Genomic DNA, 25,494 nt, shown 5'->3' on the forward strand with positions numbered 1-25,494 from the left:
GTCGCCGCTTCGGCCTCGCCGAAGCGGCGACGGACACAACCACTCCCTGCGTAGGAAGTCGACCGAGCCGACTTCCTACGCAACGCGACCCAGAAACCGTCATGAGCGTGGAGGAGCGCGGTTCATCGGCGGCAGATCAGGATGCCGCCGCGGCACGTGATCTCGAAAGCCCCCTCGGTAGCGATCACTGCGGCAACGATCTCCGCTGCCCGACTAACCGTCTCGTGGAACGGGACGCCGCACTGGTCAGCCCATGCCTCGTAGGAAGCCAGGTGCGCAACGACCGGCGCGGGGTCGGTGACCGCGATGATGCCGGGCAGTTCCCGCACCCTGATGTCCTCGAACACCGCGCCGAGGTAGCCAGGGGCATTCTCCAAGGAGAAGCGGGAGCTGAGGGAGACCCGAGCCGGCCCCTCGGGAAGCCCGAGGACATCCCCTGCGGCCCGGGACCACAGCCGGTCCAGTTCCTGCTTGTCGGTCTCGCTGTTGGTCGAGGCGATGAGCACACCACCGGGCCGGAGGACACGGGCCAGTTCCTTGATCGTGGCCTCGATGTCGCCCACGTGGTACAGCATGTGCAGGGCCAGCAGGGCATCGGCGCTTTCGTCGGCGAAAGGCAGAGCCTGGGCGTCGGCCGCCAGGACCGGTTTCGGGAGTTCAGCGAGGATGCCCGCCGAGATGTCCATACCGACGACCCCGAGGTCCGGGCGGTCGCGGTGCAAGCGGCTGACGAACTTCCCGTTGCCGCAGCCGATGTCAATGACGGTGCCGCTGGTGTCGGCCAGCTCTTCGACGATGAGCCCGGGCAGGTCGTACCGCGGCTGCTGCCACCGGTAGATCGACTGGCGGGCAGCCAGGTGGCGCCCGTCCGCATAGGCGCTGTTCGCGAGGATCGCCTTGTCGGCGACTGCGGCGTCCTGCTCTGCAGTGTTGCTCGTCACTGTGGCAGCTCCGGAGAGTTCGTGCGTGCGGGTCGGGAACAGGCTTCTCTGACATTCTCGCGGAGACTCAGAACAATCGGCGAGCCTCCATAGACGGGCTCGGCGAGACGGGTGTCCAGCGCCCGAAGGCGGCTGGAGATACTCGCGGTTCGCCGCTCCGGAGCAGCATCCAACACCACCGAGAGCCTCTCCTTCACTCCGTCGAGGTCGCCATGGGCGAGGTGGGCGTTGGCGAGGTCCAGGCAGGCAGCCAACAGGTCGCCGGAGGACTGTTCCTGTTGTGGTCCGGACTCGTACATGGCAATAGCCGTGGAGGATGCCTCGATGGCACGGTCAACGTGACGCCGACCGCCCAAGGCAAGGAGGGCGGTACCGGCGTAGGCCCACTGCTTGGCCTCGGGAAACGTGAATACGCCGGGAAGATCCACAGCGGCTACCGTGCTCCGCGCCGCCACAGCCGCTTCCACGGATCGGAGCGCGCTCGCGCTGTCGCCGAGCGAGCGACATGGGTGGCCAGGCCGCAGAGGCGTCCGGCCTGCAGGTAGAGATGGCTTGCCTGATAGGTGTGTTGACGGCCTCGGAGCAGGTCGAACACTCCTCGCCGGAGGCTTCCGATGTCGTGAAGGAGCCCGGACGGCGGCGTCACCGCCTTCCAGACCGCCCGGATCAGCGGCCGCATCCCGCGCACCGCCACGCTGCGGCCCACCGTCGTCGCCCTCCTCGCCAGCGCCCTCCAACGCGCCGCCGCCCGCTGACGCCCGGGGCGTCGGCCGCTGCTCACCGAACCTGACCACCCGTCGCCGCTTCGGCCCGCCGAAGCGGCGACGGCTCTGTGTGCGCAGGAAGTCGGCCCGGCCGACTTCCTGCGCAGACAGGAGGATGGATACCGCCATGCCGGAGACGGTTGGAATTGATGCAGTGTCGTCCGGCTTCCCCTCTGGACAGGGCTGGCGGGGCGGAGAACAGGAATCCCGAAGGACTCAGCAGGCCCGGAGGCTCTGACCAGTGACGATGCTGACGGTTTGGGCGGCATGCGACCCCGAGGACTCTCTCTCCCGGTTTCCGACATAACGTCGGAAACCGGGCGCTCTTGATGCGAGTAGCATGCGGTCAACATCTCGTCAGATGCCGGGAGTTGGCTTATGAGCACACTGGTGGTGGGGTCGCGGGCCAGTCACCTGGCGCGGGCCCAGGTCAGGGAGTTCCTGGCACCGCTGCGGGAGCGCTTCCCCGACGTGGTCTTCCGCCAGAGAGTGATCACGGAGGCCGGCGATCAGGACCGCAGGTCGGCCCTGAGGGACGTCTCGGAGCGCGGCGGCGGCTCGGCGTTCTCGGTGAACCAGGTGAACGCGCTGCTGTCCGGTGAGGTCGATGTGATCGTGCACTCGCTCAAGGACCTGCCGACCACCAACCCGCCGGGCCTGATCCTCCTGCCCCCACCCACCCGCGCGGACGTGCACGACGCGCTGTGCGGCTCGACGTTGGCCGAGCTCCCGTACGGGGGCAGGATCGGCACGTCGTCGTCGCGCCGGATCGCCCAGTTGCTGCACGTACGCCCGGACCTGGTACCGGTGGAGATCCGGGGGAACGTCCCGACCAGGCTCGGCAAGCTCAGGACGCAGCAGTTGGACGCCGTGATCCTGGCGGCCGCCGGGATCAAGCGGCTCGGCCGTGGCGAGGAGCTCAGCGAGATCCTGCCGATCGGGCTGTTTCCCCCGTCGCCCGGGCAGGGCGCGCTGGGCATCCAGATCCGAGAGGACAACAAGTCGGCCCGCGAGATCCTGGCCGGTTCTGGTGACCCCGTGAGCGACGCGGAGGTGCGGGCCGAGCGGGCGATGCTGGCAGAGCTCCACGGCGGATGCTCGGTGCCGGTCGGCGCGTTCGGCAAGGCCGACGGAGACGTGCTGACCCTGCACGGACAGGTCACCTCCGTGGACGGCAGGCGACAGGTGGAGGCCCGGCTCTCCGGCCCGCTGTGCGAGCCGGAGAAGCTGGGCGTACAGGTGGCCGGCCTCCTGCTGGACCAGGACGCGGAGGGCATCCTGGCGGAGATCCGGCCCACTGCTGCCGCTTAGGCCCGCAGTCGGGCCAGGTCCAGGGCCGCGTAGGTGATGATCCGGTCCGCACCGGCCCGCTTGAGCATGGTGAACAGCTCCGCCAGCGGGCGGAAGTCCCGCTGTCCGGTGGCCGGGTCGAGCGGCGCCAGGCGCAGGTACTCACCGGAGACGGAGAACGGCATGAGCGGCGCCGGGGTGCGGCACTTGAGGGCCGCGAGGATGTCCACCGACAACATCCCGGGCTCCAGCAGCACCATGTCCGCCCCCTCGCCGACGAACGCGAGTCCGGTGTCGACGGCAGCCTCCGGGCTGCGAGGGCTGATCTGGAACGGGCGCCGGGCGCCGGAGGCGGGGGTGGCCCGCATGGTGGTGCGGTAGCCCTCGTAGAGGGCGGAGTCGAAGATCAGGTGCGGCATGGTTGCGACATCCCGGTGACCGGCCTCGTCCAGAGCCTGCCGCACGGCCCAGGTGGTACCCCGGGTCATCGCGGCAGGGCCGACGATGTCGGCGCCGGCTCCGGCCTGGATGACAGCCTGGGCGGCGATCAGCGCGGCCGTCGCGTCCAGGTCGATCCGGCCGGCGAAGGTCAGGTGGCATTCGCCGGTGTCAGTGTGGCCGCACAGGCAGTTCTCGGTCATCACGGCCATGCCGGGCTCGGTGTCCTTGACCGCGTGGATGGCCCGCACCATCAGGCTGTCCGGCGCGATGGCACCGGCGGCGCGCTGGTCGCGGCGCAGGCTGTTGGCGAACACCTTCACCGAGCGGATGCCGACGGCGGCCAGCTCCCGCACGGCCTGCGGGATCTCGGCGACGGTGACGGTCGGCATCGGTCGGTCGGCGTCCTCGCCGCCCTCTCGGACCAGCAGGACCATGCTCAGGTCGCCCGCCGTCAGTTCGGGGCCCTCCAGGAAGCTCCGGACGGCCGAGCGGCCGTGGAGTCGGCCAGTGGTGGCATGGGCGGCGGCGCGCTGGGTGGTGGTCATCTTGTCCTCTCAGTCCGTGGCATGTGGCGCCGGGCGGGGCTTCCCGCGCAGGAAGTCGGCCGGGCCGACTTCCTGCGCTTAGGGGCGGGCTGCGCGGGCGCGGCAGTGGGTGAGGGCGTAGGTGATACGGCGATCGGAGGGGAGGGTGGTGGCGAGGAGTTCGCCGGCGGCGACGAGGGCGGTCCAGTAGCGGGCGGGGTCGCCGGTGCGGGGCAGGGGGTGGGCGGCGGCGAGGGAGAGGTAGGCGGCGGTGAGGTTGCCGGTGGTGAACCAGCGGGTGAGGCCGTGCTGGTGGCCGGGCCGGATGCCGCCCATGGCGTCGACGGCGGTGAGGAAGTGGTCGACGACGGCGAGTTCGGTGTCGGTGAGGGACTTGGGGATGTCGAAAACGCCGAGGGCTTCGAGGAGTTCGCCGGTGTCGGCCTCGGCGTTGGGGCGGGGGTCGGCGAGGAGGGCGTCGTAGCAGTCGGCCAGGCGGCGGGTGGTTTCGGCGAGGGGGATGTCGAGGGCGAGGCAGACCGCGCGGGCGGTGGGCAGGGGCTGGTGGCCGAGGCGGGCGAGAAGGGCGTAGGTGGCGGCGGGGGTGGCGCCACGGGAGAGGGTGTGCCGGGCCAGGGTGGCGAGGTGCATGGGTGGGACGGCTCTCAGGCGAGGGTGGTGGAGGGAGCGATGAGGACCCAGACGAACTTGCCGATGCCGCACGGCCGGGAGGCGCAGCCCCAGCGCTCGGCGAGCTCGTTGACGAGGAAGAGGCCGCGCCCGTGCTCGTCGCAGGGCGCGGCAGTGCGGGGGGAGGGACGGGTGACGTCGGCGTCGTGGACTTCCAGCCGCAGAAGGGAGCCGGTGAGTGCGAAGCGGACCTCGATGCGGCGGTCGTCGGGCGCGTCGCAGTGCTGGACGGCGTTGGCGAAGAGTTCGCCGAGGAGGAGTTCGGCGGTGTCGCGGTAGCGCTCCCCGGAGGGCAGCCCGGAGAGGTAGGCCCGGAGCAAGTACCGGGCCAGGGGCGTGGATTCGGTCCGCGAGTCGAGGCGCGCGACGAACATGCGGGGGCGGCGGGACGTGAGCATGAGGGAGCACCTCGTAGGGGAAAGAGGAGGGGACCAGTCGCACCACCGCTGGTGATCGACTGATGACGAACAGTCAACCTTCATGCCCTTTGGTCGGCTATGGTCGAGCCGAGCCGGGACGTTGAAACCCTTGAAACCCGTCCGCCAGGGGGAACTGTCGTGCGAACCGACCGTGCGCCGAACCGCAAGCTCGCCTCGTTGATGACCGAAGCCGCCTGGGGAAACGGCGAGTTGGCACGGGCTGTCAACCGGACCGGCACCGAGACCGGGCAGCGGCTGAAGTACGACGCCTCGGCCGTCTCCCACTGGCTCGGCGGCACCTCACCTGCGGCGAAGGCCCTGCCGGTGGTCCTGGAGACGCTGGCACGGAGGCTCAAGCGGCCGATCACCGCCTTCGAGGCCGGATTCCGCGAGATGCCTACCCCCGCCGACCAGTCGACGGATACGGTGTCAGGACTGGTTGACCTGGGGAGCCTCGACATGGACCCATCCCGGCGCGGAGTCCTCACAGCAGGCCTGTACTCGGCGGCCCTCACCATTCCGGGCTGGCCCGACATGGTGGGTCGCTTCGAGAGGCTGCGGACCGATCCGCATCTGCGGATCGGCATGGCGGAGGTCCGGGCGGTCGCGGCGATGACCGAACGGATCAGCGACCTGGACGACCAGTTCGGCGGCCGGATGGCCCGCCCGATGGCCGCCTCGTTCCTGGTCAACACGATCGTCCCGTACCTGCGGGCGGACGCCGGCGAGGACGTCCGCAAGGCCATGCTGTCGGCCGCCGCCGACCACTGCTACCTGACCGGCTACATGGCGATGGACGAACGCCACGACTCCCTGGCCCAGCGCTACTACACGAAAGCCCTGGAGCTGGCGGGGCACGCGGGCGACCACCTCACGTACTGCACGACCCTACGCGGCATGAGCGTCCAGGCCGTCGACCTCGGCCACGGCAGTACCGCCCTGCGGTTCGCGGACGCCGCCTCGGCGGCCTCCCCACAGGCCGGCCCCCGCATGAGGGCCTTCCTCGCCGGCCAACAAGCCCACGCCGCCGCCCAGACCGGAGACAGGGCCGGCGCCCTGCACCACCTGCGGACAGCGGAGGTCGCGATGGAGCAGGCCGAGTCCAAGGCGAAGGCATTCGGCTCCTACGATCCGTCCTCCCTCGCGTACCACGAGGCCAAGGTCCGCTGGGAACTCGGGGACAAGGCAGGTGCCATCACCGCGATGGAGGCGTCCGATCGTCTGCGGTACTCCGTGTACGTGCGCAACCGGGTGCGCATGACGGGCATGCTCGCCGAGTGGAAGTTGCAGGCCGGTCGCCTCGAAGAAGCCTGCGCGGACTGGCACCGGGCTCTCGACGACTACCCGCACGTCCAGTCCGGCCGGGCCGACGACCGCTTCCGCTCGATGCTCTCCGCGACCCGGCCGCACCGGCGCAACCCCCACGTGCGCGGACTCCTCGAACGCGCCCGCCCCATGGCGGGCGGCCAAGGACGAGCGCGGACGGCACGGGAGGCCATGACATGACCAGCGATCAACCGGGCGTGCCCGTGCAGGCCGCACCCGCTCCCACGGGTGAGGACTACTCGGGGGTCTGGGTCAGCCACTACGAGTACTTCAGCAGCAGCCGGGAGAGCACGTTCACCGGCCTGCACCACGTCGTGCTGTCCCAGAGCGGGAACCGGATCACCGGCCGGTCGCTCCCCGGCGCATCGTCCAATCCCGACTCACCGCTGTCGTTCGACCTCACCGTCGACCGGAACGTCGTGACGGGCTCATGGGTGGAACAGACCGCACCGGACGGCTACTACCAGGGGGCCAGGTACCACGGCGCCGTCCAGCTGCTGGTCGATCCGACCGGGCGCCGCATGGCCGGTAAGTGGGTCGGCTTCGACAAGGAGTTCGACGTCAACACCGGGCCCTGGGAGCTGCGCCTCCTGGACCGGTCCACGGCCGACGACGTGTTGAGCCGCTACAGCGTGCCGCCGGAGACGTAGCGCACCCCACCACACCGCCGAGGCCCGAAGGAGGTACCGGCATGGCGATCGAGGCGGAGCTCAAGGCCGTCGTGCGCGACCCCGAACTCGTCCTCGCGCGACTGGAGGACTCGTACGGAGCCGGGCGCGCCGAGGTGTACCGCGACACCTACTACGACGCCCCGGACGGCAGCCTGATGGGCGCCGACCGAGAGCTGCGGATCCGCACCGTTCACGGGCCCGAGGACACCCGCACCGTGCTCACGTACAAGGGCGCCCGGGTGGACGAGGCATCCGGGTCGAAGTGGGAGGCCGAGACCCGGGTGGAGGACGCCGACGCGGCCCACGAGATCATCCGGGGCCTCGGCTTCACCCCGCGCATCCGGTTCGAGAAGCGGTGCCGCAACTACGACTTCGAACGCGACGGCCGGCGCTTCCTCGCCACGCTCGTCCGCGTTCCGGAGCTCGACGCGACGTTCGTCGAGGTCGAGACCGCTGCGGCCACCCAGGACGGCCTCGGAGCGGCGCTCGACGCCGTACGGGCCGTACTGGCCGACCTCGGGATCAATGAGGACGACCTGACAACGGAGCTGTACACGGACGCGGTGGCCGCAGCTCGCACCTGATCCGGAGGAGAGCGGGCGGGCGGAGATTCGCGAACGGTTCGCACTGCGTGTAGTCGGTGTGCTACTTTCCGCATCATCAACAGAACATAGGAGACCCCGGCGGTGGTGGAACACCCCGGGGTCGGGCATTAGGAGTCGTAGCTCCCCCAATGCAGATTCATCGTAGCGCTCACACGCGCGCGTTCACCGTGATTCCGAACGGCCTGTTGCAGGACCGTCGGCTGAGTTACACCGCTCGGGGCCTCCTCGCGGACCTGCTCTCCCGTCCTGACGGCTGGCGGGAGGACGGGCGGCAGATGGCGGACAGCAGTCCGCAGGGGCGGGGCGCCGTGCGGCGGGCGCTCACCGAGCTCAAGAACGCCGGGTACTACCGGGTCGACACGGTCCGGATGGCCGACGGGACGGTGCGGTCCGAGGCCCACGTCTTCGACACCCCGCAACCCGAACCGGCTGTCCCCCGCCCGGCTTCCGGTGGAGGGAGTACCGGCGGCGCTGTCACTCCTCCCGTAAAGGACCCGGGAGAAGAACCCACCCTCCCGGATGAACGGACGCGGGCCGCCGTGGCCACGCTGTTCCGGGTGATCCGGCCCGAACCGCGCCTGCGCCTCGGCGAGGCCGAGGCGCGGGCACTGGCCCCGCTCGTCACCCAGTGGCTGGAACGCGGCTGCGGCGAGGCCGAGTTGGCCCACGCCCTGCTGCCCGGCCTGCCGCAGCCGATGCACTCGGCAGCGGCCATCCTCCGGGACCGGCTGCAACGCAAGCTCCCGCCGGACCGAGCGGCGCCGCCACCGCCGCCGCCGTACGCCGAGTGCGGCCGCTGCCACGATCCGGTGCCCCGGCCCGGCATCTGCCGCGCCTGTGCGGGCCTGGGCACGAGAACCGTCGCCGTCGGCAGCGGGGCCCGGGCCACACCCGGGGGCGTCGCCCGCGCCCGCGCGGCGCTGCGTGGACGGCCTCAACCGGCCTGAGGCAGGCCGCTACGGGCGGGTGCCGGGCTGGTCGACGACGGCGCGGGCGAGGATGGTGTTCTGGCCGGTGACGTCGCCCTTCTTGAAGGTCGCGCCGTCGGTGACGGCGACGCCGCGCTCGCCGAGGAAGGTGTAGTCGGTGCGGTCGAAGATCCACTGGGCCTCGGCCTTCCCGCCGCTGTCCCGGCGCGCGACCGCGATGCCGGGGCGGCCGGCCGCGTCGGTCACCGAGTCGATCACCGTGACGCCGGGGATCTTCGCGGCCGCCCGGTAGAGCGCGGCGCTGACGGCGGGTGGGGCGATCTGCAACATCAGGAGCTCGCCGACGGTCTCGAACGCCTCCGCTTCGGGGCTGGACCCGTGGCCTGCGGTGTCCGCGTGGATCTTGGCCAGCAGCGCGTCCGGGTCGGTCGGCAGGGCGGCGACGTAGGCGTAGCTGCCGATCCTCCCGGCGTTCGGCACGGGTTCGGCCTCCCCGTGCTCGTCGCTTCCTCCGGGGTTCGGCACGTGCCCGTCGATGAGCAGCAGTTCCCGCTTGCTGCCGTCGACGGACAGCCAGTCCTCCCGGGTCCGCGACACCTCGCCACCCGCCTCCCTCCACTTCTCCAGGCTCTTCACGTAGATGAACTGGTCCCCGCGCGCCGCCGGGGCGGGCTGCTGCTCGGCGGCCTCCGCCGCGCGGTCCAGGACGACGGCCGCGACCGTTCCGCTGGACTCGGTGGACGGACTCGGCTGCCCGCCGCCGACCAGCACCAAGCTCAGCGCCAGGCCGCCTGCCAGGGCGGGCAGGGCCACCCAGCCGAGCCGGATCCGGCGGGGCGCGGCCACCGGCCCGCGCGCGAACTCGCTCATCAGGTGCCCCCGCAGCTGCTGCCGGCGGTCGGCGGAGAGGCCCGGCCCCTCGGGTGTCGACAGGAGTTCGTCCTCGTTCATCGGGTTCATCGGGTCCTCCCCGGAGTCGTCGGCCTGGCCGCTCCGCTGCGGCCACCCCGTACCTGTCCGGTGCCCGACGGGAGTTCCCGCCCGCCCCGGAGCTCCTCGTCCACCAGCGCGCGCAACTTGGTACGGGCGCGCGAGAGCCGGGAGCGCACCGTGCCGATCGGCACCCCGAGTGCCTCGGCCGCACTCCCGTAGTCCAGGCCCGCCAGGACGCAGAGTCCGAACACCTCGCGCTCGGCCTTCCGCAGGCGGGCCAGCGCCCGCCGGACGGCGGCGAGCCGGGCGTCGTCGTCGAGCCGTCCGGCCAACTCCTCGGCGAAGTCCGGCAGGACGCCGCGGTCGGGCATCCGCGCCAGCGCCGCCCGGTGCCGCCGGGCGGCCCGGGTCGTGTTGCGCAGGACGTGGGCCGCTATCCCGAACAGCCAGGGCCGCACCGGCCCGCCGTCCTCCCGCAGCTTGCCGCGTAAGCGCCACGCTTCGAGGAAGGTCAGCTGGACGGCGTCCTCGGCCGCCGCCCGGTCCCCCACCACCCGTACCGCGTACCGGTACAGGTCGTCCGCCGTCTCATCGAACAACTCCCCGAACGCCCACTGGTCCCCACTCCTCAACCGTGCCCGCTGTGACAGTTCCACGTTCCCCACCTGTCCGCACGGGCCGCCGGGTTCCCGACGGAACACGGCGGAGGCCCCGCCGAACCCGGTGGTTCGTCGGGGCCTCCACCGCCGGGCCGGGCCGACCGGGGCTCAGGAGCAGTAGGTGTTGTGCTTCACCAGGGCGAGGGCGGCGACCTTGCCCTCGGCCATGGTGAACTCGTAGAACCAGTCCGGTCCGCCGCTGCCGCCGTCGGCCGGGAGCTCGAACTTCCCGCCCTCGACCGGCTTCAGCTCCTTGCCCGCGTAGGCCTGCTTGAGCTGCTCCTCCGTCGAGCCGGCGCCGACGCCCTCGGCGGTGCGGGCGTCCGCGGGCGCCACCACCTGGCGCAGGCCCTTGGTGCCGAAGTTGACCCGGCCGGTCGCCAGGAAGGCCTCGTCCCGGGCCTTGCGGGCGGGCGTGATGAGGTCCAGGTCCTTCTGGAGCTCGGCGATCTCCTTCTGGTCGGCGGTGTCCTGCTGGATCTGCGCCTGAAGGCGCGCGTTGTACTCCTGCAGTTCCTTCAGCGAGGCCCCGGGCGTCAGCGGCGCGACCGGCTTCCGCTTCGCCCTGATCTCGTCGATCCTGGCCATCGCCTTGGTCGTCTTCGCGTGGACCTCCGCCTCGTTCGCCATCCGGGCCTGGTCCGGCGCCGGGCCGCCCTTGTACGCGTAGTCGGTGCAGCCGTTCAGCACCGAGACCGGCGCCTTCTCCAGGGCCCCGGAGGCCAGCGCCTCCTCCTTGGTCATCGACAGCTGCAGCCCGCGGTAGCCCGCGGCGCCGAACGGCTGCGGCGGCGTGACGGCCGCCGCGGTGGCGGTGGCGCCGCCCTTGTCCCCCTCGCAGGCCGCCGCTCCGGCCACGACCAGAGCCGTCGTCAGTACGGCCACCGCCACCCGGGTGTTGCGTGTCGTCCCCACGGTGATCCCCTCCCCAATGTCGATCGCACACGGTATCGAATGCGCGGGTGCGATCCACAACCGGTTTCCGTACGGACGAAGGGGCCCGCGTCCGAGGACACGGGCCCCTCCGCACGCGGCCGGTCAGTCGGCCGGGGGCCGGTCGGCGAGGCCGCGGGCGTAGTGCGCGGCGGCGAGGACGGAGGCCATCAGCTCGGAGTCGAGCACCGAGGCGTCGGCCAGCCGGGTGGCCGAGGCATGGGAGGCGAGCAGCGTCTTGGTGACCCGCAGGGCGGCCTCGGGTCGGCGCGTGACGGGCCGGGCCCACTCCTCCACCGCCGCGTCCAGGTCCTGCTCGGGGACGACGCGCTGCAGGATGGCCAGCTCCCGCGCCTCCACCGCGCCGACCGGGCGGCCGGTGAGGATGATCTCGCGGACCCGGGCCGCGCCGACCTCGTGGAGCAGCCGGGGCAGCAGTCCGCCCCAGGCGACGGGCAGCCCCAGGGCCAGCTCGGGCAGCCGGAAGACGGCGTTCTCGGCACCGACCCGCAGGTCGCAGGCGAGCGCCAGGGCGAAGCCGGCGCCGGTCGCCCGGCCCTGGACCCGGGCGACGGTGACGGCCGGGCTGTTGGTGAGGGCGTCGCAGACCCTGCGCGCCTTGTCCCCGTAGCTCCGGATCCGGCCGCCGGTCGGGTCCTCGTCCAGGCCCGTGAAGAGTTCGTCGCGGTCCCCGCCGAGGCAGAAGTCCCGGCCGGCCGCGGAGAGCACGATCACCCGTACGGCCGGGTCGGGGACGGCGAGGAGGGCGAGGAGTTCGTCCAGCATGGCCGAGGTGACGGCGTTCCCCGTCCCGGGGCTGTCCAGCTGGACGTGGAGCACCGCTCCCCGGAGCTCGGAACGGACCGTACGAACCGGCGCGGGCCCAGGGACCGGCGCAGGCTCGGCGGCGGGCCCGGCCTGCGGGTACCAGTCGGCAGGCGTCTGGGGGTACGCGACGTACGGGGGTTGCGTCGCGAACGGGGGGTACGAGGGGGCCTGCGGCGAGACGCTCATGCGGCGACTCTCAGGGACGTCACCCGGTGGAAGACCATCCGGGGCGCGTGCTCCGGTGGGCTCACCGCCCGCAAGGTCGGGAAGCGCTCCAGCAGTTGGCCCAGCAGGGCGCGCGCCTCCAGCCGTGCCAGGCCCGCGCCGAGGCAGTAGTGGGCGCCGCCGCCGAAGGTGAGGTGGGTGCCCCGGCGCAGCGGGTCGAAGGTGTGCGGGTCCGGGTTGCGGCGCGGATCGCGGTTGGCCGCGCCGTACATCACGTGGACCATGGTGTCCTTGGGGAGCGGCACCCCGGCCAGGACGGTGTCCTCACCCGCGACGCGGCTGTTGACGCGGATCGGCGGGTCGTAGCGCAGCGCCTCGTCGATCGCCTCGTCGATGTGCTCGGGCCGCTCCCGCAGCCACTCCCACTTCTCCGGCGACCGCAGCAGCTGCCAGACCAGCGAGGAGAGCATCGTCGCCGTGGTCTCCAGCGAGGCGATGGTGACGAACATGGTGAGCTGGTAGACCATCCGGTCGGTGGCCTCGCGGTCGGACTCCAGCGCGTCCCAGGTGCGGATCCAGCCGGCGACCACGTCCTCGCCGTCCCGCTCGCGGCGCTCCCGGACGAGGCGGGTGAAGTACTCGCGCAGCTCCATGGTGGCCTGCTCGGAGACCGCCAACTGGCTCTTGGTGGGCAGCAGTTCCTGGGCGTGCACCTGGTTGTGGGTCATCGACAGGATGTGCGGGTGGTCCGCCGGCGGGATGTCCAGCCAGCGCCCGACGGTGCCGATCGGCAGCTGCTCGCCGACCACGGCCGCGAAGTCCGCCTCGCCGTCCGTCCGTATTCGCTCGGCCAGGTGGTCGAGCAGCCCGGCGGCGTCGGCCTCGACGGCCGGCACCATGTCCCGCAGGGTGTTGCGGTCGAAGAGGCTCCCGAGGCTGCGCCGCTGCCGGGTGTGCTCGGGGGCGTTGAGTCGGGAGAGGGTCCGGCTCATCTCCTGGGTGGCGACGGCCTCCCAGCGATCCGTCCCGGTCTGCCGCTGCTGCCAGGCGAAGTCGGGGACGAGCCAGTGCCGGCCGCGCAGGACCTGGTCGCACGCCTCGTAACCGGTGACCAGGTAGCCGCCCCAGGGCGCCGGGACGAGGTCGCCCAGGGCGCGCAGCTCGTCGTAGACCGGGCTCGGGTCCGCGAGCCCCTCGGCCGACCGCAGCCGCCGCAGCAGCGGCACGGCGGCGCGGCGGTCGCTCCCTGGGTCGGGGCGCTCCGGCGCGGGGCAGGCATCCAACATGGCGGTCACACGGGCTCCTTCAACGCGCGGGCGGGCAGTACGGCGGCGTACTACCCAGCAACAGCGCGCTCAAGCGTCGATCCGTGTTGCCCCCGTCACGTTCCGCACGGGCGTCGCACGCCGTTCACCTCGCGGTGACCGGACGGCTCCCGGCAACACGTCCGGGCCCCGGGCAGGATGCCCGGGGCCCGGAGTCCGAGGACGCCTCAGACCCGGAAGACGTCCAGGAAGGAGCTCCACCACCCCTTCTTCTGCGGCGCCCGGCCCGGCGCGGCGGCCGTGGCCTGCGGGTACGCCGGCGCCGCCTCGGAGCCGCCCGCCGCCGGGGCCGGTACGGGCTCCGCCCCCGCGGCCGGCCGGGTGGTCCGGGCGGGCGCCGGGCTGAACCGCACCGGCAGCGACACCAGGCCGCGCTGGAACGGGCCCGGCCGCCACTCCACGCTCTCCGCGGGCACCGCGAGGGTGACGTCCGGGAGGGCGTTGAGCAGGCACTCGATCGCGCTCAGGGCGATCAGCTGGGCCGGGGACTTGGCCGGGCAGGCGTGCGGACCGGCCCCCCAGGCCAGGTGGGCCCCCTTGCTGAGGGTCAGCCGGGCGTCGGTCAGCGCCGGGTCGCTGTTGGCGGCGGCGAAGCTGATCACCACCGGGCTGCCGGCGTCCATCGGGACGCCGCCCACGTTGAGGTCCTGCATCGGGTAGTGCGTCGCGTAGTTGGCGATCGGCGGGTTGTTCCACAGCACGTCGTCGAGGGCGTCCTCGATGCGCAGCCCGGAGCCGCCCTCGCCGGAGAGCAGCAGGAGCAGCGCGTTGCCGATCAGGTTGCGCTCGGGCTCGACGCCGGCGCCCATCAGCATGACCAGCTGGTCCTTGAGCTCCTCGTCCCGCAGGCCGGCCGGGTGCTGGATGAGCCAGGAGGTGATGTCGTCGCCCGGCTGGCGGCGCTTCAGCGCGACCAGGTCCATCAGGCAGGAGGTCAGCTCCTCGTTGGCCTGGATCACGTCGATGCCGTCGAAGAGCGCGGACATGCTGCGGGTCAGCCGGTCGCCGATGTCGGCCGGGCAGCCGAACAGCTGGTTGAACAGCAGCAGCGGCAGCAGCTTGGCGTAGTCGTTGAGCAGGTCGGCCCGGCCCAGCGGACTGAACTGGTCGATCAGGTAGCCGGCGATCCGCTCGACGTGCCGGTTGAGCCGGCTGTCGTTGAGCCGCTCCAGGCTCTCGGTGACGGCCTTGCGCAGCCGCAGGTGCTCGGCGCCGTCCGTGAACAGGCAGTTGGGACGGTAGAACATCATCGGCAGGACGGGGCTGTCCATCGGCACCCGGCCCTCGTTCAGGGCGGCCCAGCGCCGCGAGTCCCGGGCGAACATGCCCGGGTTCTGCAGCACCCGCAGCGCGGCCTCGTGCGAGGTGACCAGGGTGGCGTCCACCCCCGGGGCCAACTCCACCGGTGCGGCGGGGCCGTGGGCGCGCAGCCGGTCGTAGACCGCGCCGGGATCGGCCGAGAACATCTCCCCGTAGAGCGGGGTGCTCACGCCGGCGTGCATCGGGCAGCCCGGCGGAGGCGACTGCGGGAGGGGTCGCTGCAGAGATTCCATGGGTCGTTCCTTGGAGGTGGCCCCGGGCGGGTGCGGACCCGGGAGACGTGAGGGGAGGAAGGCGTGGGGGTGGGAAGCGTGGGACGTCAGGAGGCGCGGTCGAGCAGGTGCCGGACGAGCGTCAGCAGGGCGTTGGCCGAGGACTGCTGGTCCCGCGCGTCGCAGAACACCACCGGCGTGTGCGGCAGCAGGTCGAGCGCCTCGCGCAGCTGGTCCTCGGTGTAGTCGCTCTGCCGGTCGAAGCTGTTGACCGCCACCGCGTACTCCAGGCCGTACTGCTCGACCAGGTCGATGACGGGGAAGGTGTCCGCGAGGCGGGTCGGGTCGGCCAGCAGCAGCGCTCCCAGCGCGCCCCTCGCCATGTCCTCCCAGAGCTGCATGAACCGCTGCTGCCCCGGGGTGCCGAACAGGTACAGCACCAGGTCGTCGCCGAGCGTCAGCCGGCCGAAGTCCAGGGCGACGGTCGTGGTCTTCTTGTCCGGTGCGCCGCGGAGGTCGTCGACGCGGACGGACGCCTGCGTCATGCTCTCCTCGGTGCTCAGCGGGGCGATCTCCGACAGGGCCCCGATGAGCGTCGTCTTGCCGACCGCGAAGTGCCCCACGACGAGGATCTTGACGGCGGTCGTCACCGCGCCCGGGACGTAGATGTCCTCAGGCGAACCGGCGTTGAAGTCCATGCAGTACCTTCTCTAGAAGTCTCGGGTCCGGAGCCTGGGCCGGCGGCGGGGCCGACCGGCGCAGCAGCCGCCCCTCCCGGATCAGGTCCGTCAGCAGCAGCCTCACGACCCCCACCGGAAGCTCCAGCCGCGCCGCGACCTCGGCCACCGAGAGGTATCCGCCGGAGCACAGCTCCCAGATCGCCCGGGTCTCCGGGCTCGGCAGGACGGGGAGGTCCTGCCCGGGCGCGACGGTGACCAGGGTGATCAGAGACAGGTCGTCCGCATTCGGTAACTCGCGTCCACCGGTGATGACGTAGGAGCGGATGAAGCCACCGGTGACCCGCTGTTCCTCGCCGCCGGTCGTCATGAGCCGCTGAGCGTGCTCTGCCGCGGCGCCGCCGACATCGCCCGGCCGAGTGCGCCCACCTGCTGCTGCATCCGGAAGGACATCGCCTCCATGTCGACGTCGGGGGCGGTGGAGGCGGCCAGGTACGCGCCGCTGCCGGCCGCGATCAGGAAGATCCAGCCGTGGTCGTACTCCAGGAGGGTCTGGCGCCAGGCCCCTCCGGCGCCGCCGACGAACGGGGCGACCGCGCGGCTCAGCGACTGCATCGAGCTCATCGCGGCGGCGTTGGTCTCCGCCTCGTCGCGGCCGATCTCGCTGGACCGTTCGAGCAGGAGGCCGTCGGCGGAGACGAGGATAGCGTGCCGGGCGCCCGGTACCTGGAGTACGTCGTTGAGCACCCAGGAAAGATCGCGGCTCACTGGATCTCGGTTCCTTCCGTGGTCATGGTGTTGCGCCCGGACAGCGTGCCGCGCTGGAACGCGCCGAGGCGGGACGGCGTGTGCTGGCCGGTGCTCCGCACCGGGTCCCCGGTCCAGCCCGGCTCCTCGGCCCGGCCCTGGTCCTGCGGGACGGGCAGGACCGACACGGGGCGCTGGCGGCGGCGCCGGGGCAGCAGCCCGTCCGCGGTCGTCTCCGCCACCGCCGCCGCGGGCTGCGGGGCCGGCACCGGGGCCAGCGGCGAAGCCGGCTCGGACAGCGACACCAGCCGCTGGCCGGTGGCCTGCGCCCAGGCCTGCGCGGGCTGTTCCGCCGGCGGCGCCTGGTAGTCGGCGTGCTCGGTGACGGGCGGGGCCGCGACCTCGCTGCTGAGCAGCTCGGCCGGCAGCAGCACCACGGCGCGCACGCCCCCGTACGGGGAGACCGAGTCGACGGAGACCCGGAAGCCGTAGCGGGCGGCCAGCAGGCCGGAGACGGCGAAGCCGAACTTCGGGGGGTTGCCCAGGCTGGTGAGGCTGGTCGGCGCGCCCGGGTTGAGCAGCAGCGCCGCGCGGTCCTTCTCCTCCTGGCCCATGCCCAGCCCGGCGTCGTCGATGATCAGGCAGACGCCGGTGGGGACGGCCTGGACGCTGACCTCCACCGGGGTGTCCGGGGCGGAGTAGTTGGTCGCGTTGGCGAGCAGCTCGGACAGCACGACGGCGACCGGTTCGACGACCTTGCTGACGAGCGAGACGCTGACCCGGGAGTGGATCCGGACCCGGTCGAAGTGCCGGATCCGGCCCTGGGCGCTGCGGGCCACGTCGAACACCGAGGCGACGCTCTCGCGGCGGCCCAGCCAGCCGCCGCAGAGCACCGCGATGCCCTGGGCACGCCGGCCGAACTGGCTGTTGGTGTGGTCGATCGTCATCAGGTCGGCGAGGATCTGCGGGCTGTCGCCGTACTTCCGCTGCACCTTGTCGATGACGACCTGCTGCTCGTCGGCCAGGCCCTGCAGCGTCCGCATCGCCGCCTTGAGGACGGCCTTGGTGTCCTCCTCGGCGTCCCGGCGGACGGCGGTCAGCTCGGACGAGTGCTGGCCCTGCAGGCGGTCGTGCAGCGCGGCGAACTCGTCGCGCTGCCGCTGGGCCTGGGCGGTCTCCTCCTCCAGCGCGGCGTTGCGCCGCCGCAGGGCGAGGTTCGTCCTGCGGGCTTGGAGGGCCGCTCCGACGGCCACGAGCATCACCACGATGAAGACCCAGAAAAAGGGTTCCTGCACAAATGACGTCATGAAACTCTCTTCAGGTGGCATCGCGTGGAGCCGGTCCGGGCCCCGAAGCGCGAATGGGACTGGCGGCCATGGACCTCTCTCCGAAAGGCACCTGATGTCACATCACATCGAAGCGCTCTGCGGCACGAGACCTGCGGCGACGCCTATCGCGGAGTCAGCCTACTGCAACTCATGCCATGTCAGAACAGATGCCAAAAAGGGCAGTTGGGACGAAATTCCACGACCTGCCGGGAACTCTGACGGGAAATGGCCGATTTCGTGACGCCGCGTTAACCGCAGGGACACGTGCCCACCACACCTCGATTCGCACGCAGAGTGATCGAGACGCCACACTCCGGAACCGCCGCGGCTCCGGGGAACGGGCCGGGCATGCGGAAGGGGCCCGCGTCCCCGTGGACGCGGGCCCCTCCGGTACAGCCGTCCGTCAGCGCATCGAACCGGTGCGCAGCAGGGTGCGGATGACGCGCATCGCGACCGAGAGGCTGGACAGCTCGTAGTTGTCCGAACCCCTTATGTCGTCGAGGGTGCTCTTGGCGCGGTTCAGCAGGGTCGAGTTGAGCTCGGCCCAGGCGGTGTACCGCTCCTCCGGGGTGGCGGCCTCGGGGCCGCAGGCCAGGATGTCGGCGGTCAGCGCCGCGTGCGCCGCGAAGAGGTCCTCGCGGATCGCGGCCCGGGCCATCGACGACCAGCGGTCGGTGCGGGGCAGGTCGATGATGCGGTCGAGCAGGTGCGAGATCTGCAGCCGGTCGCCCAGGTCGTAGTAGAGGTCGGCGACCTCGGCGACGTCCTTGCCGGAGCGGTCCGCGGCCTCGACGATGTCCAGGGTCGGGAAGACCGAGGAGAGGCCGGCGATCCGGGTGGCCAGCTCCTCCGGCACCCCGGCCGAGGCGAGCTCGCCGTACACCGACTCGAACCAGACCAGGTCCTCGCCGCGCAGCGGCTTGGGCAGCGAGGCCCAGACCTGGTTGACCCGGTCGTGGAAGAACTCGATGGTGCCGGCGATGTCGAGCGGCTGGCGGCGGTTGTTGAGCATCCACCGGGTGGCGCGCTCGACCAGGCGCCGCGAGTGCAGCCGCATCTTGGTCTGCACCCGGGCCGGGACCTTGTTGTCCAGGTCCTCGATCTCGGCCCAGATCGGCTCCAGGTCGAAGACGGCCCGCGCGGCGGTGTGCGTCCGGGCGATCTCCTCGTAGGTCGCGCCGGTCTCCTCCTTCAGGCGGAAGGCGAAGGTGCAGCCACCGCGGTTGATCGTGTCGTTGACGATCAGCGTGGTGATGATCTCGCGGCGCAGCGCGTGGTTGTCGATCGCGTCGGCGAACTTCGCCCGCAGCGCGCTCGGGAAGTACTCGTGCAGCGCGGTGCGGAAGAACGGGTCGTCCGGCAGGTCGGTGGCCAGCAGCTCCTCGGCCAGGATGATCTTGGTGTACGCGAGCAGGACGGACATCTCGGGCTGCGAGAGGCCGCGGCCGTTCTGCTGGCGCTCACGGATCTGGCGCTCGGTGGGCAGGAACTCCAGGGCCCGGTCCAGCTGGCCGGCCGACTCGAAGCGGCTGATCATCCGGGCGTGCACGTTGACCATGCTGTGCGCCTGGGCGACGGCGTTGGCCAGCACCACGTTCTGCGCGTAGTTGTTGCGCAGCACCAGGTGGCCGACCTCGTCGGTCATCGCGGCCAGCAGGGCGTTGCGCTGCTTGACCGTCATGTCGCCCTCGGCGACGACCTGGTTGAGCAGGATCTTGATGTTGACCTCGTGGTCCGAGGTGTCCACACCGGCGGAGTTGTCGATCGCGTCGGTGTCGATCCAGCCGCCGGTGCCCTCCGGGCCGCCGGTGGCCGCGTACTCGATGCGGCCGAGCTGGGTGCAGCCGAGGTTGCCGCCCTCGCCGATGACCCGGGCCCGGACCTGCTCGCCGTTGACCCGGATGGCGTCGTTGGACTTGTCGCCGACCTCGGCGTTGGTCTCGGTGGAGGCCTTGACGTAGGTGCCGATGCCGCCGTTCCAGAACAGGTCGACCGGGGCCTGCAGGATCGCCTTCATCAGCTCGGCCGGGGTCAGCCGGGTCTCCTCGACGCCGAGGGCCGCGCGGACCTGCGGGGTCAGCTGGATCGCCTTCGCCGATCGGGGGTGCACCCCGCCGCCGGCCGAGATCAGCGACTTGTCGTAGTCGTCCCAGGAGCTGCGCGGCAGCTCGAACAGACGGCGGCGCTCGGCGTACGAGGAGGCCGCGTCCGGGTTCGGGTCCAGGAAGATGTGGCGGTGGTCGAAGGCGGCGACCAGCCGGATGTGCTCGCTGAGCAGCATGCCGTTGCCGAAGACGTCGCCGGACATGTCGCCGATGCCGATGACCGTGAAGTCCTCGGACTGGGTGTCGACGCCGAGCTCGCGGAAGTTGCGCTTGACCGACTCCCAGGCGCCGCGGGCGGTGATGCCCATGCCCTTGTGGTCGTAGCCGGCCGAGCCGCCGGAGGCGAACGCGTCGCCCAGCCAGAAGCCGTAGGACTCGGCGACCCCGTTGGCGATGTCCGAGAAGGTCGCGGTGCCCTTGTCGGCGGCGACGACCAGGTAGGTGTCGTCCTCGTCGTGGCGGACCACGTCGGCCGGGTGCACGACCTCGCCGCCGACCAGGTTGTCGGTGATGTCGAGCAGCGCCGAGATGAAGGTCTTGTACGAGGAGACGCCCTCGGCCAGCCAGGCGTCGCGGTCGACCGCCGGGTCCGGCAGCTGCTTGGCGACGAAGCCGCCCTTGGCGCCGACCGGGACGATGACGGTGTTCTTGACCATCTGCGCCTTGACCAGGCCCAGGATCTCGGTGCGGAAGTCCTCGCGCCGGTCGGACCAGCGCAGACCGCCGCGGGCGACCTTGCCGAAGCGCAGGTGGACGCCCTCGACCTGCGGCGAGTAGACCCAGATCTCGAACGCCGGGCGCGGGGCCGGCAGGTCCGGGACGGCCTTCGGGTCGAACTTCACCGACACGTAGGAGTGCCACTCGCCGGAGGCGGCGCGCTGGAAGAAGTTGGTCCGCAGGGTGGCCTTGATGAGGTTCAGGAAGGAGCGCAGGATGCGGTCCTCGTCCAGCGAGACGACCTCGTCGAGGGCGCCGGACAGCTCCTCCAGGATGCCCTCGGTCAGCTCCAGGGCGCCCGAGCGGTGGCTCGGGCTCAGCCGGGCCTCGAACAGGTTGACCAGCAGCCGGGTGGTGTGGGTGTTGTTGCGGAGCGCGTCCTCCATGTAGTCCTGGGAGAACGTGGAGCCCGCCTGGCGCAGGTACTTGGCGTACGCGCGCAGCATCATCGCCTGGCGCCAGGTCAGCCCGGCGGTGAGGACCAGCTCGTTGAAGCCGTCGTTCTCGGCCTTGCCGGTCCAGGTGGCGGCGAAGGTCTCCTGGAAGCGCTCGCGGGCCTCGTCGGTGAGCTCGGTGGCCTCGCGCAGCTTCAGGCCGAAGTCGTAGACCCACGCGGTGGTGCCGTCGGAGCGGCGCAGCGCGTACGGGTGCTCGTCCAGCACCTCGACGCCCAGGCGCTGGAGCACCGGCAGGACCTCGGTGAGCGAGATCGGGCCGCCGACCCGGTAGATCTTGAAGCGGCGCTCGTCGTCGCCGGCGCCGACCGGCTGGTACAGGTTCAGGCGGAAGTCGCCCTCGCCGTGCAGCGACTCGATCTGCTTGATGTCGGCGACGGCGGTGCGCGGCGGGAAGTCGGCGCGGTAGCCGTCGGGGAAGGCGTTGGCGTACTTGTGGCCGAGCTCGGCGGCCCGCTCCTCGCCCAGCTCGATGTGCAGCTGGTCGTGGAAGCCGTCCATCCAGAACCGGGCGGCCTCGGCCAGGCGGTTCTCGATCCGCTCGATGTCCGAGTCGGTGAGCTGCGGCAGCTCGGTGCCCGGGGCGACCCGGACCACGAAGTGCAGACGGGTCAGCACCGACTCGGTGGCGTACACCGTGTAGTCGATGGTGGCGCCGTTCAGCTCCTCCTTGAGGATGTCGGTGATCAGCAGCCGGATGCGCGTGGTGTAGCGGTCGCGCGGCAGGTAGATGAACGCCGAGAAGTAGCGCCCGTACTCGTCCTGGCGCAGGAACAGCCGCAGCTTGCGGCGCTCCTGGAGGTAGAGCACGCTCGTCGCGATGGAGAGCAGCTCGGAGGCCGGGGTCTGGAAGATCTCGTCCCGCGGGAAGGTCTCCATGATCTGGAGCAGGTCGCGGCCGTCGTGGCTCTCGCTGGAGAAGCCGGACTCCTCCAGCACCTCCTGGACCTTGCGGCGCACGACCGGGATGCGGGTGACCGACTCGGTGTAGGCGGCGGAGGAGAACAGGCCGAGGAAGCGGCGCTCGCCGACCGGCTCGCCGGCGGCGTCGAACTTCTTCACGCCGACGTAGTCCAGGTAGGCCGGGCGGTGCACGGTGGCACGGCTGTTGGCCTTGGTGAGGACGAGCAGCTTCTTCTCGTGGGCCTTGGCGCGGACCGGCGCGGAGAGCCGGCCGAAGGCCTCGCTGACCGCGTGGTGGGCGTCGTCGTGGCTGTGCGGGTCGGAGCGCAGGATGCCGAGGCCGGTCCCGGCGACGGCCTTGAGGACCTCCTCGCCCTGGTGCTCGACCAAGTCGTACTCGCGGTAGCCGAGGAAGGTGAAGTGGTCGTCGGCGAGCCAGCGCATCAGCTCCCAGGCCTCGCCGACCTCCTGCTCGGGCAGGCCGGCCGGGGGCTCCTCGGCCAGCTCGTCGGCCAGGCGCAGCGCGCTCTCGCGCATCTTGCCCCAGTCCTCGACGACCTCGCGGACGTCGCCGAGCACCCGGCGCAGGTCGGCCTCGATGGAGCGCAGGTCCTCGCGGTCGGTCTCGCGGTCGATCTCGATGTGCATCCACGACTCGACGGTCGCGTCGGCGGGCCACTCGGTGCCGGCGGCCTGGCTGCGGGAGCAGGCGTCGACGTCCAGGATCTCCAGCAGCTTGCCGGTGATGTCACGGCGGACGACCAGCTGGGGGTGGATCACGATGTGGATCGCGCGGTCCTGGCGGGACAGCTCGTTGGTGACGGAGTCGACCAGGAAGGGCATGTCGTCGGTAACGACCTCCACCACGGTGTGGCCGCAGGACCAGCCGTTCTCCTCGACCGAGGGGGTGTGGACCCGCACCTCGGCGGTGCCCTGCGGGCGCTTGAGCCCCAGGCGGTAGTGGGAGGCGGCCGCGCCGTACACGTCGACCGGGTCGCGGTCGACCAGGTCCTCGGGCGCGGTGTGGAGGTAGTAGTGGTGCAGGTACGCGGTCAGAGCGCCGTTGCTCAGACCCTCCCCCGGCGCCGCTCCCCCCACCTGGCTGTTCTCAGCGGCTGCGGCTGCCTTCTTGAGCAGTTCGGCCTTGGCTGCGTCCAGCTTGGTCTGCATGACTTCTTGGCTCCTGTCGCGCGCCGTTGCGTGACTCGGTGGTGTGTGGATGTACACCGACGGGTCACCGCAATCCTGCCGCACCATCCGACTGAAAGGGGCTCATGGCACGCATGAAACGCCCGCCCAGCGGGTAAGACGACTCATTCGTCCTGCAAGCCACCCGACGACGCCAGCCAGCCTAACCGGATCAATCGAAGGTGGACAGGGACAGGTAGGAGCAAACCCGCAGGAAGTCGGGTCCGTCCTGGACACCATGTCCAAACCGGAGCCTGATGTTCACTCTCAGCCCATGTGCGGATATCCGTGGTGGATCGGCGGGACGAAGGTCTCCTTGATCGACCGCGCCGAGGTCCAGCGGAGCAGGTTCTGCGCGGCGCCCGCCTTGTCGTTGGTGCCGGACGCCCGGCCGCCGCCGAAGGGCTGCTGGCCGACCACGGCTCCGGTGGGCTTGTCGTTGATGTAGAAGTTCCCCGCGGTGAACCGCAGCTCCTCCACGGCCTGGGCGATGGCGTAACGATCCTGCGCGATCACCGAGCCGGTCAGGCCGTACGGGGCGCCGCCGTCGACCCGGCGGAGCACGTCGTCCCAGCGGGAGTCCTCGTAGACGTGGACGGCGAGGATCGGGCCGAAGTACTCGGTCCGGAAGATCTCGCCCCGGTGGTCCGAGGAGACCAGGACGGTCGGCCGGACGAACCAGCCGATCGCGTCGTCGTACTGCCCGCCGGCCGCCAGTTCGATCGTCGGGTCGGCCTTCGCCCGCTCGATGGCGTCCCGGTTCCGCTCGAAGGCCCGCCGGTCGATCAGGGCGCCCATGAAGTTGGACAGGTCGGTCACGTCGCCCACCGCCAGCGCGTCCACCTCGGCCACGAAGTCGTCCTTGATCCGCTGCCAGAGGCTGCGCGGCAGGTAGGCGCGGGAGAGCGCCGAGCACTTCTGGCCCTGGTACTCGAAGGCGCCGCGGACCAGCGCGGTCCGCAGGATGTCCGGGTCCGCCGAGCGGTGGGCCAGCAGGAAGTCCTTGCCGCCGGTCTCGCCGACGATCCTCGGGTACGCGCGGTAGCCGCCGATGTTGGCGCCGATGGTCTGCCACAGGTGCTGGAAGGTGGCGGTGGAGCCGGTGAAGTGCAGCCCGGCGAACGCCGGGTCGGCCAGCACGACCGGGGAGACCTGCAGGCCGTCGCCGGTCACCAGGTTGATCACCCCGGGCGGCAGGCCGGCCGCCTCCAGCAGCCGCATCAGGTGGTACGCGGCCAGGGTCTGGGTCGGCGCGGGCTTCCAGACCACGGTGTTGCCCATCAGCGCGGGGGCGGTGGGCAGGTTGCCGGCGATCGCGGTGAAGTTGAACGGGGTGACGGCGTAGACGAAACCTTCCAGCGGGCGGTGGTCGGTGCGGTTCCACACCCCGGGCGAGGAGACCGGCTGGTCGGCCAGGATCTCCCGGGCGAACCGGACGTTGAACCGCCAGAAGTCGATCAGCTCGCAGGCGGAGTCGATCTCGGCCTGCTGCGCGGTCTTGGACTGGCCGAGCATGGTGGCCGCGTTGAGCGTCTCCCGCCAGGGGCCGGCCAGCAGGTCGGCGGCGCGCAGGAAGACCGCCGCCCGGTCGTCGAAGGAGAGCGAGCGCCACTGCCGCCCGGCGGCCAGCGCCGCGTCCACCGCCGCCCGGGCGTCCTCCCGGGTGGCGTTGCCGAGCACGCCCAGCTTGGCGGCGTGGTGGTGCGGCTGGACGACCTCGATCCGCTCGCCGCCGCCGAAGCGCTGCTCGCCGCCGATGGTCATCGGCAGCGGCACCTGCTCGGCCGCCAGCTCGTCCAGCCGCCGGACCAGCCGGTCCCGCTCCGGGCTGCCGGGCGCGTACGCCCGCACCGGCTCGTTGACCGGCACCGGCACCTCGGTGACTGCGTCGATGGGCATGGTGGCTCCGTCCTGGCGGCTGGTCGGGTGTGGGACCAGCCTGACCAGCCGGGGCGCGATCCGCCCGTTCAGACACGCGGACGGCGGACGTGGCGCCCGCCACGTCCGCCCGCCACCGGAAGGCTCAGCCCGCGATCCGGCCGGCCAGCTCGACCGCCTCGGCCAGGCTGTCCACCACCGGGACGCCGACCGGCTCCAGCTTCTCCCGGGTGTGCGAACCGCCGGTGTAGAGCACCGCGTGGGCGCCCGCGCCCAGCGCCGCCAGGGCGTCGTCCGCGGCGTCGCCGATCAGCACGGTGCGGGCCGGGTCCACCCGCTCGCCGAGCGCGGCCAGGTGCCGGGCCAGGTGCTCCGCCTTCTGGCCGCCGGACGGGCCGCTGCGGCCGTCCACCCGGAGGAACCCGCCGGTCAGGCCGAAGGTGTCGACCAGCGGCACCAGCCGGTCGTGCTCGTACATCGACAGCAGCGACTGGCTGTTCCCGGCCTCCCGCCAGCCGTCC

At 71.6% G+C, this 25,494-nt stretch carries 22 protein-coding genes and 1 pseudogene; 5 read left to right on the forward strand and 18 right to left on the reverse strand.

Going from position 1 to position 25,494, the window contains the following annotated elements:
• Positions 1–122 precede the first annotated feature (122 nt).
• Together ABZW03_RS13455 and ABZW03_RS13460 are read right to left on the reverse strand one after the other, a co-directional pair.
• Positions 123–941, reverse strand: a complete 819-nt coding sequence (locus ABZW03_RS13455; protein WP_355256163.1) for a class I SAM-dependent methyltransferase — start codon at positions 939–941, stop codon at positions 123–125.
• On the reverse strand, positions 938–1,369 hold the full coding sequence (locus tag ABZW03_RS13460) for a hypothetical protein (protein WP_355256166.1): 432 nt from the start codon (positions 1,367–1,369) through the stop codon (positions 938–940). Before ABZW03_RS13460 ends, ABZW03_RS13455 begins: the two co-directional genes overlap by 4 nt.
• Before the next feature lie 714 nt (positions 1,370–2,083).
• Here ABZW03_RS13460 and hemC point away from each other — a divergent pair.
• Positions 2,084–3,016: a hydroxymethylbilane synthase gene (gene hemC / locus ABZW03_RS13465; protein WP_355256168.1), complete on the forward strand. Its 933-nt coding sequence runs from the start codon at positions 2,084–2,086 to the stop codon at positions 3,014–3,016.
• On the opposite strand, the gene ABZW03_RS13470 is transcribed toward hemC, so the two are convergent.
• From ABZW03_RS13470 to ABZW03_RS13480, 3 genes are all read right to left on the reverse strand, one after another.
• Positions 3,013–3,981 (reverse strand): hypothetical protein, encoded by a 969-nt coding sequence (locus ABZW03_RS13470; protein ID WP_355256171.1) that lies wholly within the window; start codon positions 3,979–3,981, stop codon positions 3,013–3,015. The two genes, hemC and ABZW03_RS13470, sit on opposite strands and share 4 nt — an antisense overlap.
• A 78-nt stretch (positions 3,982–4,059) precedes the next feature.
• Positions 4,060–4,611 (reverse strand): hypothetical protein, encoded by a 552-nt coding sequence (locus tag ABZW03_RS13475; RefSeq protein ID WP_355256174.1) that lies wholly within the window; start codon positions 4,609–4,611, stop codon positions 4,060–4,062.
• Positions 4,612–4,625: 14 nt separating this feature from the next.
• The gene (locus ABZW03_RS13480; RefSeq protein ID WP_355256177.1) at positions 4,626–5,048 is read right to left on the reverse strand and encodes an ATP-binding protein; all 423 of its coding nucleotides are present in this window, start codon (positions 5,046–5,048) and stop codon (positions 4,626–4,628) included.
• Between the two features lie 201 nt (positions 5,049–5,249).
• Here ABZW03_RS13480 and ABZW03_RS13485 point away from each other — a divergent pair, with 201 nt between their 5' ends.
• The 4 genes and pseudogenes from ABZW03_RS13485 to ABZW03_RS13500 all read left to right on the forward strand — a co-directional run bounded on the left by ABZW03_RS13485 (position 5,250) and on the right by ABZW03_RS13500 (position 8,618).
• On the forward strand, positions 5,250–6,575 hold the full coding sequence (locus ABZW03_RS13485; protein WP_355256215.1) for a tetratricopeptide repeat protein: 1,326 nt from the start codon (positions 5,250–5,252) through the stop codon (positions 6,573–6,575).
• Positions 6,548–7,045: pseudogene (locus tag ABZW03_RS13490) on the forward strand (XRE family transcriptional regulator); the annotation flags it as partial. The gene ABZW03_RS13485 and the pseudogene ABZW03_RS13490, both read left to right, overlap by 28 nt.
• Positions 7,046–7,086: 41 nt before the next feature.
• Positions 7,087–7,650 carry a class IV adenylate cyclase gene (gene cyaB / locus ABZW03_RS13495; protein WP_355256180.1) on the forward strand — a complete coding sequence of 188 codons (564 nt, stop codon included), beginning with the start codon at positions 7,087–7,089 and terminating at the stop codon, positions 7,648–7,650.
• Positions 7,651–7,946: 296 nt separating this feature from the next.
• On the forward strand, positions 7,947–8,618 hold the full coding sequence (locus tag ABZW03_RS13500) for a hypothetical protein (RefSeq protein WP_355256183.1): 672 nt from the start codon (positions 7,947–7,949) through the stop codon (positions 8,616–8,618).
• Positions 8,619–8,627: 9 nt separating this feature from the next.
• Here the strand turns inward: ABZW03_RS13500 and ABZW03_RS13505 are convergent, their stop codons facing one another.
• The 13 genes from ABZW03_RS13505 to ABZW03_RS13565 form a co-directional block, all read right to left on the reverse strand.
• On the reverse strand, positions 8,628–9,560 hold the full coding sequence (locus ABZW03_RS13505; protein ID WP_355256186.1) for a CU044_5270 family protein: 933 nt from the start codon (positions 9,558–9,560) through the stop codon (positions 8,628–8,630).
• Positions 9,557–10,189 carry a sigma-70 family RNA polymerase sigma factor gene (locus ABZW03_RS13510; RefSeq protein WP_355256189.1) on the reverse strand — a complete coding sequence of 211 codons (633 nt, stop codon included), beginning with the start codon at positions 10,187–10,189 and terminating at the stop codon, positions 9,557–9,559. Before ABZW03_RS13510 ends, ABZW03_RS13505 begins: the two co-directional genes overlap by 4 nt.
• A gap of 111 nt (positions 10,190–10,300) precedes the next feature.
• Positions 10,301–11,107, reverse strand: coding sequence for a hypothetical protein (locus ABZW03_RS13515; protein ID WP_355256192.1), 807 nt, complete (start codon positions 11,105–11,107; stop codon positions 10,301–10,303).
• Between the two features lie 123 nt (positions 11,108–11,230).
• A complete protein-coding gene (locus ABZW03_RS13520) occupies positions 11,231–11,965 on the reverse strand; it encodes an enoyl-CoA hydratase/isomerase family protein (RefSeq protein WP_355256195.1) in 735 nt (244 codons plus the stop codon).
• A 170-nt stretch (positions 11,966–12,135) separates the two neighbouring features.
• Entirely contained in the window at positions 12,136–13,269 is a 1,134-nt protein-coding gene (locus tag ABZW03_RS13525; protein WP_355256216.1) for a cytochrome P450, read from the reverse strand.
• A 341-nt stretch (positions 13,270–13,610) separates the two neighbouring features.
• A complete protein-coding gene (locus ABZW03_RS13530) occupies positions 13,611–14,945 on the reverse strand; it encodes a cytochrome P450 (protein WP_355256219.1) in 1,335 nt (444 codons plus the stop codon).
• A 137-nt stretch (positions 14,946–15,082) separates the two neighbouring features.
• Entirely contained in the window at positions 15,083–15,673 is a 591-nt protein-coding gene (locus tag ABZW03_RS13535) for an ATP/GTP-binding protein (RefSeq protein WP_355256198.1), read from the reverse strand.
• On the reverse strand, positions 15,648–16,022 hold the full coding sequence (locus ABZW03_RS13540; protein WP_355256201.1) for a DUF742 domain-containing protein: 375 nt from the start codon (positions 16,020–16,022) through the stop codon (positions 15,648–15,650). The genes ABZW03_RS13535 and ABZW03_RS13540 overlap by 26 nt, the downstream gene beginning before the upstream one ends.
• Entirely contained in the window at positions 16,019–16,420 is a 402-nt protein-coding gene (locus tag ABZW03_RS13545; protein ID WP_355256204.1) for a roadblock/LC7 domain-containing protein, read from the reverse strand. The genes ABZW03_RS13540 and ABZW03_RS13545 overlap by 4 nt, the downstream gene beginning before the upstream one ends.
• Positions 16,417–17,706 carry an ATP-binding protein gene (locus ABZW03_RS13550; RefSeq protein ID WP_355256206.1) on the reverse strand — a complete coding sequence of 430 codons (1,290 nt, stop codon included), beginning with the start codon at positions 17,704–17,706 and terminating at the stop codon, positions 16,417–16,419. The genes ABZW03_RS13545 and ABZW03_RS13550 overlap by 4 nt, the downstream gene beginning before the upstream one ends.
• Before the next feature lie 424 nt (positions 17,707–18,130).
• Positions 18,131–23,077 carry an NAD-glutamate dehydrogenase gene (locus tag ABZW03_RS13555; RefSeq protein ID WP_355256209.1) on the reverse strand — a complete coding sequence of 1,649 codons (4,947 nt, stop codon included), beginning with the start codon at positions 23,075–23,077 and terminating at the stop codon, positions 18,131–18,133.
• 285 nt (positions 23,078–23,362) lie between these two features.
• The gene (gene pruA, locus ABZW03_RS13560) at positions 23,363–24,988 is read right to left on the reverse strand and encodes an L-glutamate gamma-semialdehyde dehydrogenase (protein ID WP_355256221.1); all 1,626 of its coding nucleotides are present in this window, start codon (positions 24,986–24,988) and stop codon (positions 23,363–23,365) included.
• Positions 24,989–25,118: 130 nt separating this feature from the next.
• Positions 25,119–25,494, reverse strand: a 376-nt coding sequence (locus ABZW03_RS13565; RefSeq protein ID WP_355256212.1) for an HAD hydrolase-like protein, incomplete at its 5' end; no start/stop codon positions are given.

It is taken from the genome of Kitasatospora sp. NPDC004799 (assembly GCF_040609095.1).
Lineage (GTDB): Bacteria > Actinomycetota > Actinomycetes > Streptomycetales > Streptomycetaceae > Kitasatospora.